We start from the raw sequence: 14,629 nt of genomic DNA, 5'->3' as shown, positions 1-14,629 counted from the left end.
CTACTCACACATCTTATAAGCGAACCTACAAAATCATACAAAAACCTACAAGTTCGTCACAAAAAATTCAAATATTTTTCTTCTTTTTTTCATTGACACCATTTTGTTAAAAAACGATAAAATAAACTTGATAAGTAATCAGATTGTTTCGTATAATCAAAAAGATATATACTTAAAACAAATCAAAATGAAAAGGAGTGGATGTTATGAAAAACTATACAAAGCAATTCGTCCTATCTTCTTCTTTTCTTTTTCATTTTCTTAAAAAGGAACAAAGGCATTCGCCTTTGTTCCTTTTTTATTGCGATCTATATAGGGGGAATTGTTATGAAGCCATATAAACGTGTCTTAATTAAATTAAGCGGCGGTGCACTTGCCGATCAAACTGGAAATAGCTTTAACTCCAAACGATTAGAACATATCGCAAACGAAATTTTATCCATTGTTGATTTAGGTATCGAAGTATCCATCGTCATCGGTGGCGGTAACATTTTTAGGGGGCATCTAGCTGAAGAATGGGGAATCGATCGCGTAGAAGCTGATAATATCGGTACGTTAGGTACAATCATTAACAGCTTAATGCTTCGCGGTGTTTTAACAAGTAAAACAAATAGAGAAGTACGCGTTATGACTTCCATTCCATTTAATGCAGTAGCTGAACCATACATTCGCTTGCGTGCAGTCCACCATTTAGATAACGGCTATATCGTTATCTTTGGAGGCGGAAACGGGCAACCGTTCGTGACGACAGATTATCCAAGCGTACAAAGAGCTATTGAAATGAATAGCGATGCCATATTAGTCGCAAAACAGGGTGTCGATGGCGTTTTTACAAGTGATCCGAAGCATAACAAATCAGCAAAAATGTACAGCAAACTAAACTATAATGATGTCGTTAGACAAAATATACAAGTCATGGATCAAGCGGCATTACTGCTTGCCCGGGACTACAATTTACCAACGCATGTCTTTAACTTTGATGAGCCTGGAGTCATGAAAAAAATATGTTTAGGTGAACATGTGGGGACGTTGATTAATGATGATGTTACGATGCTGGTGCATGAAAAATAATGATTTCCCACCAAAAAGGGTGCCTTTTGTAGGCACCCTTTCCTAATCCATCATCACAAATAGAACTCAACCAATCCCGCCACTTTCTCCTTACAACGCTCCCAAAAAGATAACTTCTCAAAAAACTCTTTCGTCATTTCTTTCGAATCATGAAAATCCTCTGTTAACGCCTTATTAACTTGTCCTACAATAGGACCGCCATAAATATAAAAATTCATTTCATCATTTATATTGAAGCTACGCGAAGTAAAGTTTGTTGTACCAATAACAGTTAATTCATTATCAATAAGCATTAATTTGCCATGGAACATTCCTTTTTTATACCCATATACAGTAATCCCATTATTAACAGCTTGACGTATGTATGGATACGCCGCTTCTTTTATAAGAGGTAGATCTGGTTTATATGACCAAAGTATTTTTACTGTAACACCACGCTTTTGTGCTGCGATTAAAGCATTCATGGATTCTTTATTTTTTGCTATAAAATACGGCGTTGCAATTACAATGGAGTGCTGAGCTTGTTTTATGAGCTCTATATATTTTTCAGCAACGTAATGCCCATTGTAACTAGTCATAGTATGTAATGTATTCCCTTTACTAGCTTTATTCGTACTCCTCTTTATCTCTTCTTTCGTATCTCGTTTCCAATCTAAAGCAAACTGCTCTTCTAAATCTTTTGCTCCTTCTCCTTTAAGCCGTACATGATAATCACGCCAATATCCAAATCGCTTATCTTTCCCTAAGTACTCATCTCCTATATTAAATCCGCCTGTATAGCCAATATCCCCATCAATCGTCGTAATACGGCGATGATTACGATGGTGAAGTGAATAAAATCCGAATGGCAATGCAGGTTTTCTACTATATGTAAAATGCACACCACTTTCCCGCAATTCATTTATCATCTTTCTTTCAAATGATAAATCATTAATGCGATCAACTGATAAATAGACGTTTACTCCTTCTTTTGCTTTCTCTTTTAATAAGTTTAAAAAAGTATGACTACTTTTATCATCCGACAAAATGAAGAAATAAGTGTAGATGGAGCTTTTGGCTTCTCTTATATCAGTAAATAATTGTTTATAAAAAGACTTCCCTTCTACATATAATTGAAAGTCACTATAATGAGGCGCATACTCTGTCGGCATGTTTTTTCCAGCTTCCATTTTCCTACCTAAGGTAACATCGATATGCATACAAATTACAATAAAAACGAAAATAGCAATAATAATAGAAGTAACTCTTAATATTTTTTTAATCATTTTGGTTTCCTTCCAATCATATTCCTTACTATTTCGTAGTGTTTCATTTAAATATGTTTTCATACGAAATGTATTTCTTATTTTTATTGATACTAAACAGTTAAAGGAGATACGAATATGAGAAAAGGAAAAACTCCTATTGTTTTTATCCCAGGTCTTTTCGGTTCAATGAGCAATATTATTATTCCCGGCACTGGTAATTGGAGTTTTGGACTTTCTGCATTTGTTTACGAACCATTCATCATGATGCTAGAAAGTATGGGGTACGAACGAAATAAAGACTTGTTCATCTGTTTTTATGACTGGCGGCAGCGTATTGTTTTTTCTACACAAAAATATTTATTACAAACGATTGCTTATGCTAAAAAGATTACAGGTTGCGATAAACTAAATTTAATTTGTCATAGTATGGGCGGCCTTCTTGGACGTTCTTACGTTCAAAGTGACGAATATAAAAATGATGTGAATCAACTTATAATACTCTGCACACCAAACGCTGGATCTCCACCAAATTATAGTTATTGGACTGGAGGCAGTCTCCCTATCCATGCCTCTTCTAAAATAAATATCGTTCATTTTTATATGGAACAATATATTTGTTACTTAAGCATCTTACATAAAATGAATAAAGTTGAGGCGATACACATTTACTTTCCAGGATTACAAGATGTTATTCCTTGTAAAGATTACGGAAATTATTTATTTATAAAATCCAACTCTTCTATTACATTTCTTCCTTATAGTAAGATGGAAACGAAAAACCCTTTCCTCGATACATTAAATAAAAATAGATTTATTATACAAAAAAGAAATATTGAAACGACACTCATTGCCGGAGATGGAGAGGAAACAACTCAATATTTACAAGTCGTCCCTTCACATTCCAAACTGAAATGGACAGACGGCAAAGTCGTCAGTGATTTACTTACAAAACATGGTGACGGTAACGCTGTTCTACATAGCGTTTTTCTTCTAAAGGGACATAAATATGTTTTGCATGCTTCACATAACGAAGTGCTCTACAAAAGCATTCCTATACTACAAAAGATACTCTAAATTTCAAACAAAAAAGGTATGGCATTAAGCCACACCTTTTCACATTAAACAAAATTTCTCGCATCATTATTTCTTCCAAACTTATAAATAGCAATTAAGAAGAATGCAATTGCGAAAGCTAATAAAATTAAAATGTTTAAATACAACTCCGAGAATGGTATTCCCTGCTGTAGTTTTGATATCGTATCTAACAACCAGCGCTGCGGAAGAAAATTAGCTACTTTTTGTACTGCACTTGGCATAATGTCATATGGGAAATAACATCCAGCAAGTAAGCATGTTGGTACAATGATCATATTTTGCATCGCATTTGCCGATGCTGAGTTTTTCGAAAAAGCTACAAGGACTAATGATATTCCAATTGCGATTAATGCAAATAGCATTAGTACGCCCATCATCACTATGAAAGGCATATTGATATTCGTATGAAAAACATTCGTTAGGAATAGGATTGTAATCAAAATTTGTACTGTTAGTATTATCATATTTACTCCGACATTAGATAATATAAACTTCTTCCCATCTATCGGCGTTGATAATAGTCTAAAGTACGTTCTATTCTCTTTTTCTTTTAAAATATGACCTGATAAGTTCGCTGCTGAAAACAGCATAAACATAATAAGGTAACCCATCGTTTGATTTGTCATATCTTTATTTTTCGAAGTATCTTCTAGCGTCTCAGTTTTCATTTTAAATGAACCTTTTTGATACCCTGCGTACATATTATCAAACGCACTTTGATCTGTTCCTGCCACTTTACTAATAGCTGCTATATTATCAATATAATTATATAAATATGATTTTATAAATCCTGTTACTTGATCACCTTTAATCGATGAAATTTCAATATGCTCTGGTTTCCCTTCTCGAACACTTTTTGAAAAACCAGAATCTAATGTAATAACTCCATCAAGTTTTTTGGAAGTGAGTTTATCTTCTATTTGAGACTCCTTAACCTTACTCACATTCACATGATTTAATCCTTCTAAAAACTTTATCGTATCATTTGCTATCGGCTCATTTTCTTTATTTACAATCCCGATATTTAACGTTCCTTGCCCTGCATTTCCGTATATCGAGAAGGAAATGAGCGTCCCTATTATCGGCAAACTAATAATAATGAATAACCCTTTTTTATTTTTCAAAAGTACAGATAACGTTTTTTGTATGAGCCATAAAATATCCTTCATACTATAGCCCCTCCCGTCTACGTAATGCAATAATTGCAATTAATAAAAAGAGTGCTGATATTCCAAGGTTTAAAGAAATGACTGGTAGTGCTGCCCCTACATCATTTGCATAAATAATTTTCATAACAGCTGTATTTGCCCAAGTTAATGGCGATAAATTCGTAACGAAATTTTCTTCTACTACGAAATATGCACCTCCAAAAATAGAAGCTAATTGCACAACAACCATAATAATTGCCCTAGACGCTTCAGCTGTTTTCGTGATATATCCGATTCCTAAACCGAAGCTAATTGCTAGAAAGACTTGTGTTAATAAAATAAGAAATATGATTCCAAGATGGTCGCCCCAATTCGCTTGAAAAACAAATTTACTAAATAACATGACGAGTAATATGCACAGGGCATTTGCTACTAGGCTACCAAGTACTTTTCCAATGAATATTTCAGCTTTACTTATAGGTGCAGCAATGAGACGATCTCCTGTTTTACGTATTCGTTCTCCTCGAATTAAAGAACTCGCTCCCATCGCAGCATATAGTGCAATCATCGTTGTCATTACAACCGCATAGTAATCCATAGAACCTGGTTTTTTCGCAGCTTGTAAGGATGTTTCTTTTATATAATCATTATGATTTCCGTTTGAAATAACTGTGCTCACCTTAGTAGGATCTACTTTTGCAACTTCGACCGCTACATTGTACTTATCAACAAATGTTGTAAGCATTCCTTCCACAATACTCCCCTCAATACTACTTTTGTCACTTCCGTAAAATTTTGCACCATCTTTATTTAACTCTACATAAGCAGCATATTTATTTTTCTTCACTTCTTCTTTCCCATCTATACTGCCGGAAGCTTTTTTAAAATGAATACCTGATTTATCCACTTCTTTCGTAAATGCTGCAAATGATTGAGAAAACGTGCTACTCGCTTCATCTTTATATAGCACTTGTATATCTTTAATCGAATGACTATCACTATTAAATGCGTTGGTTAACGCTGTTCCTAACACAAGCATAAGTACAATCGGAAATGCTAACATAAAAACTAAAGTTCTTACGTCTCTGAAATCTCTTTTAATATGCATAATTGCAATATTGAAGATGTTCAATTGATGAACCTCCCTTTACCTTTTCTTCATTTACCTTTTATTTATCTCGTAAGTTTCTTCCGGTTAACGTAAGAAATACTGTTTCTAAGTTTGGAGCCTGCTCCTCTAATGAACGAATTTCAATGTCATGATTAATGAAATGCTGAATAATTTGATTTAAATTATTTAATCCTGCATCCGAGTTTACCTTGATTACGTTCTCTTCAATTTGAACAGCTTTCACACCGTTTATCTCTTTTAACTTTTCTACATCTAAATTTTCTACTGACTTCACTTCAATCCAAATATCTTTCGTATCTGTAATAATCGCTTTTAACTGTTCTTTCGTACCTTCTGCAATCACTTTACCGTGGTCGACAATTGCGATTTTCGTACAAATCTCTTCTACTTCTTCCATGTAGTGGCTCGTGTAAATAATCGTACTTCCCATTTCATTTAATTTACGTACTGACTGCAAAATGTAGTTTCTTGACTGTGGATCAATTCCAACTGTCGGCTCATCCATAATAATTAACTTCGGTCTATGAGCAATTGCACAAGCGATATTCAGTCTTCGTTTCATCCCGCCAGAAAAGTTTTTCGGATAACTTTTATGTTTATCGCTAAGTCCTACAAATTGAAGAGCTTCCTCTACCCTAGCTTTTAATTCGGCTCCTCGTAATCCGTACAACCCAGCAAAGAATTTCACATTTTCATAGGCAGTTAACTCTTCATAAATCGCAATATCTTGCGGAACAATACCAATATTCATCTTTGCAAATCGATTATGTTTCTTTATATTTTTTCCTAGTATGCTAATTTCACCTTCATTACTTCTTAACAAGCCAGCAATCATATTTATCGTTGTACTCTTACCAGCACCATTTGATCCTAAAAAGCCAAATATTTCTCCTTCTTTAATAGATAAAGACATATTATCAACTGCGATGAAATCACCAAATTTTTTCGTTAAATTTTTAATTTCTAATGTATTCATCATTTTCACCCCTATTTCGGTTTCTCTGCTTTTAGTATAAACAAAAAGAATGAACCTGCTCAGTGCAGAAGTTCATTCTTTTCACATGAGAATATTCACTTTTTTCATATGAGATGGTTCATCTTCGTCCCATTCTCTTATATCGGCAACAACATCGTCACTGAAAAGCCACTTGTTCCATCTACAATAATTTTTCCGTTTACTGAAGCTGTTCGCTCCTCCATCCCCATAATACCGAGACCTTTTTTAACAAGAGCTGCCCCTTTTCCGTTATCCTTCACTTGCACCTTAACCATCTTGTTAAGCACATGAATATCTATAGAAATAACTGTAGCATCAGCATATTTCATTGCATTTGTTAGTGCTTCTGTAACATTCTCACCGATAATTTTCCACTGAATGGGAGAAATCATATCTAAGTTCCCTTTATATACAAAAGGAATATTCACATCATTCTTACCGGCAAATTCCTCTATGAATAATTTCATACGATGAATACCAATTTGCTCAGTTGGTGGCTTCATATTTTTCAATGTAATGCGAATACTTTCAATTCCATCTTTTGAAATGTGAATTGCATTTTGTAATAACTCCGCAGATTTTTCTTTATCTATTTCCATTAACCTTTTTGCTGCTTCCATTTGAATAAGCGCACCCGTCATCGAGTGACCAATTTTATCATGAATTTCTTGCGATAACCGATTTCTCTCTTCTAGCTTAAATGTGTATTCAGATTGTCTTATGTACTCTTTATTTTCATGTAAGCTTTTCGTAAGTCGTTGCATATCTTTTCGCATCTTATCATTTTGCGATTCAAGTTTTACTACACGCGATATATATCGATCTGCAATAGTTAAAACGAGAAAAGAAAATGCAACAATTAATCCATAAGTCATTCGAATACTTTCATCTGCAATCGTAATTGGGAGCATCATAACGACAAAGCGTGGCCAATTCTTTTCTATGTAATAGAATGTAATTTCGTATAAGTTCAAAGGTAAAAACAAAATAAAAAATGGATGAACCCTCCATGTAAATAACATAACTACGCCAATGGATATACAGATTAATATTTTTTTATACGTATCTTTTTTAAATATAGAAATCATTACGTTTACAGAAAGGTAAATAAGTAAAGTAAATATAACCCACGGTAAATTTGCTACATTTGCGTAAATATAACTGAACACAATATATAAAAAGACAATTAATTTACTTACAGTTAACCAAAATTCCATATCATTAATCTACTTTCCCTGTTAAGTAATAAATCGCAATTTGTGTGCGATGTTCAAGTCCAGTTTTCCCTAAAACTGATGTAATATAATTTGCAATTGTTCCCTCAGATATAAAAAGCTGTTTCGAAATTTCTTTATTTGAGAAACCTTTTGCAATTAATGCGATAATACTAAGCTCCCTTTCTGTGAAAAGGCTCTTATCAATTTTACATTCTTCCTCTTTACTTTCCATTAAATTAGACTTAATTTTATCGAGGACAACATCTTGCATAACAGTTTGACCGTTATATACTCCTTTTATCGCATCACGAATACGCTCCGGATCGTTATTTTTTAATAAATAACCTTTCGCTCCGTTTTTTACTGCATCCAAAATATACTCATCATCATCAAACGTCGTTAAAATAAGCGGTTTTGTTTTCGTCTCTTCACAAATGAACTTCGTCGCCTCTACACCGTTCATATTTGGCATACGAACATCTAAAAGAGCAATATCAACTTCATGCTTTTTACAATACGCTACAGCATCTTCCCCATCATTTACAGTATCTACTACTTCAAACTCTTCGTATGTATTTAAAATAATTTTCATGCCCTCTCTAATAAAAGAGTTATCATCTGCTATTAATATTTTAATTTTCATGTTTGTTAGTATGAACCTTTCCCTACTAACATTCACATCCTTTCTCCGTATAACATTTCCTACTTGCTCATTATATACTTCTCTTTACCATTTTTTCACACCTTTTTTCATCTAGCTCTCCCGCAAAAAATATATTATTCTTTTTTTACAAAATGTGTAGGGTGACTTATCATTCTTTACGTCTATATAATAGAATGCGTCAAAAAGGAGGGAGAGACCGATTGAGGAAAAACAATTAATTGAAAAAGCACAGCAAGGAAGCGAGCATGCTTTTCGTATCCTTGTACAAACATATCGTCATTATATTTTTCAAGTTATCTTTTCTATTTTAAGACATGAAGAAGATGCGAAAGATGTTACACAAGAAGTATTCGTAAAAATTCACACCTCTCTCCCAAATTATCAATTTCGCGGATTAAAAACGTGGATGGCACGTATTGCCACCAATCACGCTATTGATTATAAGAGAAAGAAAGCTAGAGAAAGTGAAGAACTCTCCTTATGTAAAGAAGCTGAGGAAAATATACAGTCCTCTCATAATATTGAGGCTTTATTATTGACGAAAGAGCAAAAATTACTCATTGCTCAAAAACTGAGAGAACTTCCCGAAAATTACCGTGACGTCGTTCTCGCACATTACTTAGAAGAAAAGAGCTATCAAGAAATTGCTTTACAGGAAAACATCGAAGTAAAAACAGTCGAAATGAAACTGTATCGAGCACGAAAATGGATTAAAAAACATTGGAAGGAGGAAGAGTTTCTATGATGCATTATTCAAAAGAAGATTGGCGCAATTATACATTAGATTTTATAGAAAGCAATGAACGTGAATCTATGGAAGAACATCTTTATGAATGTGATCATTGTTTAGCACTTTATATGGAAAGTATTGATGAACAACATGAAAACCTTCCAATGATAAATGATGATTCATTTACGAACGAAGTTATGACGCAAATTAATTTTGAAACACTACAGTCTAATGAAAATATAAAAACAACCTCACTAAAGCGCACGATCATTCATTACATAATTGCGACTGCGGCTACAATTATTTTTATGGTAAGTGGTTTATTTCAGTATATTTTTACAGCGACATCAAATTTAGAGAAATCTTCAAAACATAACGAGTCTTCTATTTCACAACAAATTGTAAACAAATCGGTAGACACATCGAAAAAGGACGGAGGTTCAAAGCATGAATAAAAATCCCTTTTTAGCACTTGTATTAGGGCTAATTCCTGGGCTTGGACATTTATACTTAAAAAAGCTAGGACGGTTTATTTTATATAGCGGAGGATCACTATTTCTATTCTCCTTTGCAGTATTTTGTACCATAGTAGTAAGAGAACGTGATATTGCTTTTCTTTCTCTATTTTTACTAGCTGTTCTATGGGTAATTAACTTACTAGATTTAGTTATCACCATTATAAACCAAACGAAAAAGCAAGAAGCTGGAGAAGTGATAAATTCCTCTAAAGAGAGCGAACGATTTTATATCATTCTCTTATCCATCATCCCTGGACTTGGCCATTTCCAATTAGGACTTATGCAACGCGGACTTACATTTTTAGTAGCTTGCACAGGAATCGGAAGTATGATCATTTTCGTTGCACTTTTAACATCGCAAGAAAGTTTTCTTATCTTCCTTATTACGTTACCTGTTTTATGGATTTATAATTTCTTTGACGTTGTTCAGCAACTACAGAAAAAAGAACGTGGCGAGCAATTAATTGACCGTACTATTTTCGAAGATTTTGAAGAACATCGAGAGCAGGGAAAGAAAAGTAAAACATTTGCTTCTATTTTAGCGATGTTCCCTGGAGCAGGTCATATGTATTTAGGCTTACAACGCCGTGGTCTTCAGCTTATGGCAGCCTTCTTACTATCTATTTATTTACTCGACTTATTAAGACTTTCTGCGTTTTTATTTTTAGTACCAATCATTTGGTTCTATAGCTTTTTTGATGCGTTACAGCAAACAGCAAAATACGGAAAAGAACGAGTTCAAGACGAACCCATTATCGATTATTTTATAAATCATCAAAGATGGATCGGTATCGGATTAATTACACTCGGTGGTTATTATTTATTAAATCAAACAGTCCTTCCTATTTTGAATGATTATTTTGTAACTATATTTAATATTCATCTTAATGAACTATATTATCGCTATTTCCAAACATCTATCGTTGCGCTCCTTTTAATTGGCGGCGGCTTTAAATTGTTACTTGGAAATAAAGAAAACAAAGGTGGGACAAGCGAATGAGGACTTGGCGTGTTGGAACATTCTCAATGGGGCTTTCTATTATATCGTTAGGATGCTTTTTACTATTTTCAGTCGTAAAAGGAATTCAAGTATTAGATACACTAACTGCATGGTGGCCAGTTTTACTCATCATACTTGGAGCCGAAGTTTTACTATACCTTCTATTTTCTAAGAAGGAACAATCATTTATTAAATATGATATTTTTAGTATTTTCTTTATCGGCGTTTTAGGAAGCGTCGTAATTGCTTTTTACTGTTTATTATCAACTGGATTACTAGAAGAAGTTCGTCACTCTATTAACACAACGAGGCAAACGAGTAATATTCCAGACGGACAATTTGATATACCTGAATCTATCAAAAAAATCGTAGTAGATGCAGGACATCAACCTCTAACGATAGAGGGAAATAATACAAATCAAATTCATCTTTTGGGAACTTATGAAATGACAACGAAAGCAAATGAAAAACTCAATTTAAAACGAGATGATTTCCTTTCAGTTCAAACGGCTGGAGAAACGATGTATATCACTTTAAAATCATTACCTGTTCAGCATACGTTATTTAATTCAGCACCACAGGTGAAACCAACGCTTGTTCTTCCGCAAAATAAAAATGTGGAAATCCGTGCTTCAAATAACGAACTATCTCTTTATCCAGGTCAATTACAAAATAATTGGTTTGTACAGGAAAGCTCAAGAGTGTCTGTCCATCTTGCAAAAGAAAGTGATGTATCTTTAACAGCAGTAACGAATCAAAAAGAAACACATGGAAGTACACCTTGGGAACAAGTAGAAGATTTAACGAAAAACGAAAATACTTCTTCAGAAGAACATCCAGAATTAAACAACCAAGAACATTGGTATAAAAATTCGATTAAAACTGGAAATGGGACGTACAAGTTAAATATTGAGAAAACTTATAATTTGAATATGAGCGTTATCGAAAAATGAGAAAAACCTTCCGCAATTGCGGAAGGTTTTTCTCATATAATCGCTTTAATTCCTTCTAACACTAATCCAATCATAAATCCGCAAACCGCCCCGTTCACTCGGATCCACTGCAAATCTTTACCGACATTATTTTCAATCATTTCGATCAACGTTTTATCATCTAACTTATCAAGGTTTTCTTGTACAAGCTTACCAATTTTCGAATGGTTCTTCTCAACAAGACTTACAACTTGTTTTTGTAACCAATCTTCTATTTTTTGAACTGTCTGTTCATCTTCTTTTATTTTATTCATTTGTTTTTGTAAAAATGGAATAACATATTTATCAGCAAATTCTTCATTATTTACAAAAGCAACTGCTCTTTGTTGTACTTGCTCTAGCATCTCTTTTATTTTGTCAGTAGCATCCCAATTCGCAATCCACTTTTCTTTCCAATTTTCTAATTCCTTTAATAAGGCTTCATTTTCTTTTACATTGATAATTTCTTGACGAATCTTCGCTAATATAAGTTGTCTTGTGCTATTATCAGCCTCTTGTAGGCTGTTAATATTACTAATGATAAACTTCTGCAAAATGCCGCCAATTTTATCTTCATCTACAATATTCATAAATGATTTCAAAGTAAACTGCAAGAATCCATCTACTTTTATATTTTCCATCGCCTTCATACCTAAGCTACCGAGCTGGTAACGAGCTTCATCTTGCGCTGTCCAATCTTTTACCTTCACTAATATGTAATCAAGTGTCTTCTCATCATATTCTTGCACAACTAATTGATCAACAAGCACTTGTAAAATGTTATTTGTATTAATTGTATGTAAATACGTCTTTAATTCTTTTTCAATAATAACCGCTAATTTTTCTGTATCGATTGAAACAATCGCCTTCTCAGCAATCGTTACAATGCCTTTTTTCACAGCATCAGACTGCATTTCTCTCTCTGCAATTTGTAGCACCATTTGTGCTAGCTGCATTTCTTTTACTTTATTCGTAATACTTTCTTTCGTTAGCCACTCATTTTCTAACGTATTGATGAGCCCTTTCGTTACTCGTTTACGGTTTTTAGGTAACAAAGCTGTATGCGGAATTGGAATTCCCATCGGGTGACGGAATAAAGCAGTAACCGCAAACCAATCTGCAAGCCCGCCAACTAACCCAGCTTCAAATCCCCCTTGTATAATCTCTCCTGCTACCGTTCCTTGAAAAGGGATAGAAGCCGCAAAGCCTATCCCCATAACCCCAAGCGAAATACCCGCTATATATTTAGTCTGTAATGACATCGTATACACATCCTCTTATTATGTAAAATAAAGCTTTTTTGTTGTATTTATTCCATATTAGTTATCCTTTATATATACTATAAAGAACTATTGTGAAAATAACAAAGATTTTTATGTACATGAAAAAATGAGGCTACAATTAGCCTCATTTTTCTTATACCGTTAACTCCAAACCTTTCCTATAATATTCATTCATTACATCTTTTGGAACCATACTTCCACCCGTTCCCCACACAATATGAGTACCTTTTTTCACCTTCTCTGTTAACTGTTGCTTTTGTAAATACTCATCTTCTTTACATACTTTCACTGGCCCAATCATACCTGCTAGTGCAGAAGGCTCTAAATAAATATTCTCCGTATCAGCTAGTTCTTTTAACAATCTATATAACTCTTCATCACTTACTGTGTAATTTCCACTCAAAAATGGTTCCATCGTTTTACCGACAAATCCAGACGGTCTTCCTACCGCTAGTCCGTCCGCGTCTGTTACATTATCAATCCCGATATCTTGAACAGCAATTTTATCATGAAGGCCTGTCATTAAACCGAGTAACATACAAGGAGAATGTGTTGGCTCTGCAAAGAAACAATGAACGTTGTCTTTATACAATAACTTTAAACCAAATGCGACGCCGCCAGGTCCGCCTCCTACTCCGCACGGAAGGTAAACGAATAAAGGATGCTCTTCATCTACTACAACCTCTAACTCTTCTAATTGCTTTTGTAATCGTGATGCTGCTACTGCGTATCCTAAAAATAAATCATGTGAGTTTTCATCATCTACAAAATAACAGCTAGGATCCGCATCCGCTTGTCTTCTTCCTTCTTCTACTGCTTTACTATAATCATCTTCATATTCAATAACGTTTACACCTTTACTTCTTAATAAATCTTTTTTCCATTGTTTCGCATCTGCTGACATATGAACCGTTACGTTAAAACCTAGTTTGGCACTCATAATCCCAATGCTTAGCCCTAAATTTCCTGTTGAACCGACCGCAATTGAATATTTGGCAAAAAACTCTCTACATGTATCACTATCTAAAATGGAATAATCATCTTCTTCTGTTAACATACCATGCTGCAAAGCTAATTGTTCAGCATATTTTAACACTTCATAAATGCCACCCCTAGCTTTAATTGATCCTGATATCGGAAGATGACTATCACATTTTAATAATAATTCTCCTAAAATAGGTTGCTTGTAATTTGTCTCTAAAGCTTCTTTCATAGAAGATATTTTCACTAAAGGTGATTCGATTATGCCATTCGTCCCTTTCGTTTCAGGAAAAACTTTCGCAATATATGGTGCAAAACGCTTTAATCTCTCTTCCGCATCTTTTACATTCTTTTCATTAAGTGGTGAATCTTTTATTGCCCTTTCATACTTTTCTATGTTTGGATTTATCCAAAATACTTCTTCTGTTGCAATAAGTTTATTCACTAATGGGTATTCTGCTTGTAATGCCCCTATTTCTTTCATTTTGTTTCCTCCTTATATCCTTGTAGCTCACCATATAATAAATTATAATTAAATTAATTTTAATATAGTTTAACACAAATCGTTAACTTTA

At 33.9% G+C, this 14,629-nt stretch carries 14 protein-coding genes; 6 read left to right on the top strand and 8 right to left on the bottom strand.

The genetic code is table 11. The features are described from left to right. Nucleotides 1-327: 327 nt before the first annotated feature. A complete protein-coding gene (gene pyrH / locus ACTFRY_RS13110; protein ID WP_000806138.1) occupies nt 328-1,071 on the top strand; it encodes a UMP kinase in 744 nt (247 codons plus the stop codon). A 53-nt stretch (nt 1,072-1,124) separates the two neighbouring features. Here the strand turns inward: pyrH and cls are convergent, their stop codons facing one another. Further along, nucleotides 1,125-2,336 (bottom strand): cardiolipin synthase, encoded by a 1,212-nt coding sequence (cls, locus tag ACTFRY_RS13105; RefSeq protein ID WP_000591931.1) that lies wholly within the window; start codon nt 2,334-2,336, stop codon nt 1,125-1,127. A gap of 117 nt (nt 2,337-2,453) precedes the next feature. On the opposite strand from cls, the gene ACTFRY_RS13100 reads away from it, so the two are divergent. Continuing rightward, nucleotides 2,454-3,392 (top strand): esterase/lipase family protein, encoded by a 939-nt coding sequence (locus tag ACTFRY_RS13100; protein ID WP_016117556.1) that lies wholly within the window; start codon nt 2,454-2,456, stop codon nt 3,390-3,392. 44 nt (nt 3,393-3,436) lie between these two features. On the opposite strand, the gene ACTFRY_RS13095 is transcribed toward ACTFRY_RS13100, so the two are convergent. From ACTFRY_RS13095 to ACTFRY_RS13075, 5 genes are all read right to left on the bottom strand, one after another. Continuing rightward, nucleotides 3,437-4,582 (bottom strand): ABC transporter permease, encoded by a 1,146-nt coding sequence (locus tag ACTFRY_RS13095; RefSeq protein WP_063264000.1) that lies wholly within the window; start codon nt 4,580-4,582, stop codon nt 3,437-3,439. A gap of 1 nt (nt 4,583) precedes the next feature. Further along, nucleotides 4,584-5,693 (bottom strand): ABC transporter permease, encoded by a 1,110-nt coding sequence (locus ACTFRY_RS13090; RefSeq protein ID WP_001020152.1) that lies wholly within the window; start codon nt 5,691-5,693, stop codon nt 4,584-4,586. Between the two features lie 37 nt (nt 5,694-5,730). Next, nucleotides 5,731-6,669, bottom strand: coding sequence for an ABC transporter ATP-binding protein (locus tag ACTFRY_RS13085; protein WP_001093811.1), 939 nt, complete (start codon nt 6,667-6,669; stop codon nt 5,731-5,733). Between the two features lie 137 nt (nt 6,670-6,806). Next, nucleotides 6,807-7,907, bottom strand: coding sequence for a sensor histidine kinase (locus tag ACTFRY_RS13080; RefSeq protein ID WP_016117554.1), 1,101 nt, complete (start codon nt 7,905-7,907; stop codon nt 6,807-6,809). A 4-nt stretch (nt 7,908-7,911) separates the two neighbouring features. Further along, nucleotides 7,912-8,550 (bottom strand): response regulator transcription factor, encoded by a 639-nt coding sequence (locus ACTFRY_RS13075; protein ID WP_050569649.1) that lies wholly within the window; start codon nt 8,548-8,550, stop codon nt 7,912-7,914. 220 nt (nt 8,551-8,770) lie between these two features. Between ACTFRY_RS13075 and ACTFRY_RS13070 the strand changes: the two genes are divergently transcribed. Genes ACTFRY_RS13070 through exsE form a run of 4 tightly spaced genes read left to right on the top strand, consistent with a single transcriptional unit; the run spans nt 8,771 to nt 11,772 of the window. Beyond that, entirely contained in the window at nt 8,771-9,316 is a 546-nt protein-coding gene (locus ACTFRY_RS13070) for an RNA polymerase sigma factor (RefSeq protein WP_306461541.1), read from the top strand. Then, nucleotides 9,313-9,756, top strand: a complete 444-nt coding sequence (locus ACTFRY_RS13065) for a hypothetical protein (protein ID WP_000972351.1) — start codon at nt 9,313-9,315, stop codon at nt 9,754-9,756. The genes ACTFRY_RS13070 and ACTFRY_RS13065 overlap by 4 nt, the downstream gene beginning before the upstream one ends. Next, a complete protein-coding gene (locus ACTFRY_RS13060; protein WP_098616246.1) occupies nt 9,749-10,819 on the top strand; it encodes a hypothetical protein in 1,071 nt (356 codons plus the stop codon). The genes ACTFRY_RS13065 and ACTFRY_RS13060 overlap by 8 nt, the downstream gene beginning before the upstream one ends. Further along, complete coding sequence (gene exsE / locus ACTFRY_RS13055; RefSeq protein WP_098616247.1) at nt 10,816-11,772, top strand: exosporium protein ExsE; 957 nt, start codon at nt 10,816-10,818, stop codon at nt 11,770-11,772. The genes ACTFRY_RS13060 and exsE overlap by 4 nt, the downstream gene beginning before the upstream one ends. 32 nt (nt 11,773-11,804) lie before the next feature. Here the strand turns inward: exsE and ACTFRY_RS13050 are convergent, their stop codons facing one another. Then, nucleotides 11,805-13,052, bottom strand: a complete 1,248-nt coding sequence (locus ACTFRY_RS13050; RefSeq protein ID WP_016117551.1) for a DUF445 domain-containing protein — start codon at nt 13,050-13,052, stop codon at nt 11,805-11,807. A gap of 154 nt (nt 13,053-13,206) precedes the next feature. Next, nucleotides 13,207-14,538 carry a D-serine ammonia-lyase gene (locus tag ACTFRY_RS13045; protein WP_061664942.1) on the bottom strand — a complete coding sequence of 444 codons (1,332 nt, stop codon included), beginning with the start codon at nt 14,536-14,538 and terminating at the stop codon, nt 13,207-13,209. Nucleotides 14,539-14,629: the final 91 nt, after the last annotated feature.

It is taken from the genome of Bacillus cereus group sp. MYBK195-1, from assembly GCF_051916605.1.
In the GTDB taxonomy this organism is placed as follows: domain Bacteria; phylum Bacillota; class Bacilli; order Bacillales; family Bacillaceae_G; genus Bacillus_A; species Bacillus_A cereus.
This window is presented reverse-complemented; position numbering and strand designations above follow the sequence as displayed.

Excerpts from the sequence above, each read along its gene's own strand:
- pyrH (WP_000806138.1), top strand. The coding sequence starts at position 328 with ATGAAGCCATATAAACGTGTCTTAATTAAATTAAGCGGCGGTGCACTT.
- cls (WP_000591931.1), bottom strand. The coding sequence starts at position 2,336 with ATGATTAAAAAAATATTAAGAGTTACTTCTATTATTATTGCTATTTTC.
- ACTFRY_RS13100 (WP_016117556.1), top strand. The coding sequence starts at position 2,454 with ATGAGAAAAGGAAAAACTCCTATTGTTTTTATCCCAGGTCTTTTCGGT.
- ACTFRY_RS13095 (WP_063264000.1), bottom strand. The coding sequence starts at position 4,582 with ATGAAGGATATTTTATGGCTCATACAAAAAACGTTATCTGTACTTTTG.
- ACTFRY_RS13085 (WP_001093811.1), bottom strand. The coding sequence starts at position 6,669 with ATGAATACATTAGAAATTAAAAATTTAACGAAAAAATTTGGTGATTTC.
- ACTFRY_RS13080 (WP_016117554.1), bottom strand. The coding sequence starts at position 7,907 with ATGGAATTTTGGTTAACTGTAAGTAAATTAATTGTCTTTTTATATATT.
- ACTFRY_RS13075 (WP_050569649.1), bottom strand. The coding sequence starts at position 8,550 with ATGAAAATTAAAATATTAATAGCAGATGATAACTCTTTTATTAGAGAG.
- ACTFRY_RS13065 (WP_000972351.1), top strand. The coding sequence starts at position 9,313 with ATGATGCATTATTCAAAAGAAGATTGGCGCAATTATACATTAGATTTT.
- ACTFRY_RS13060 (WP_098616246.1), top strand. The coding sequence starts at position 9,749 with ATGAATAAAAATCCCTTTTTAGCACTTGTATTAGGGCTAATTCCTGGG.
- exsE (WP_098616247.1), top strand. The coding sequence starts at position 10,816 with ATGAGGACTTGGCGTGTTGGAACATTCTCAATGGGGCTTTCTATTATA.
- ACTFRY_RS13050 (WP_016117551.1), bottom strand. The coding sequence starts at position 13,052 with ATGTCATTACAGACTAAATATATAGCGGGTATTTCGCTTGGGGTTATG.
- ACTFRY_RS13045 (WP_061664942.1), bottom strand. The coding sequence starts at position 14,538 with ATGAAAGAAATAGGGGCATTACAAGCAGAATACCCATTAGTGAATAAA.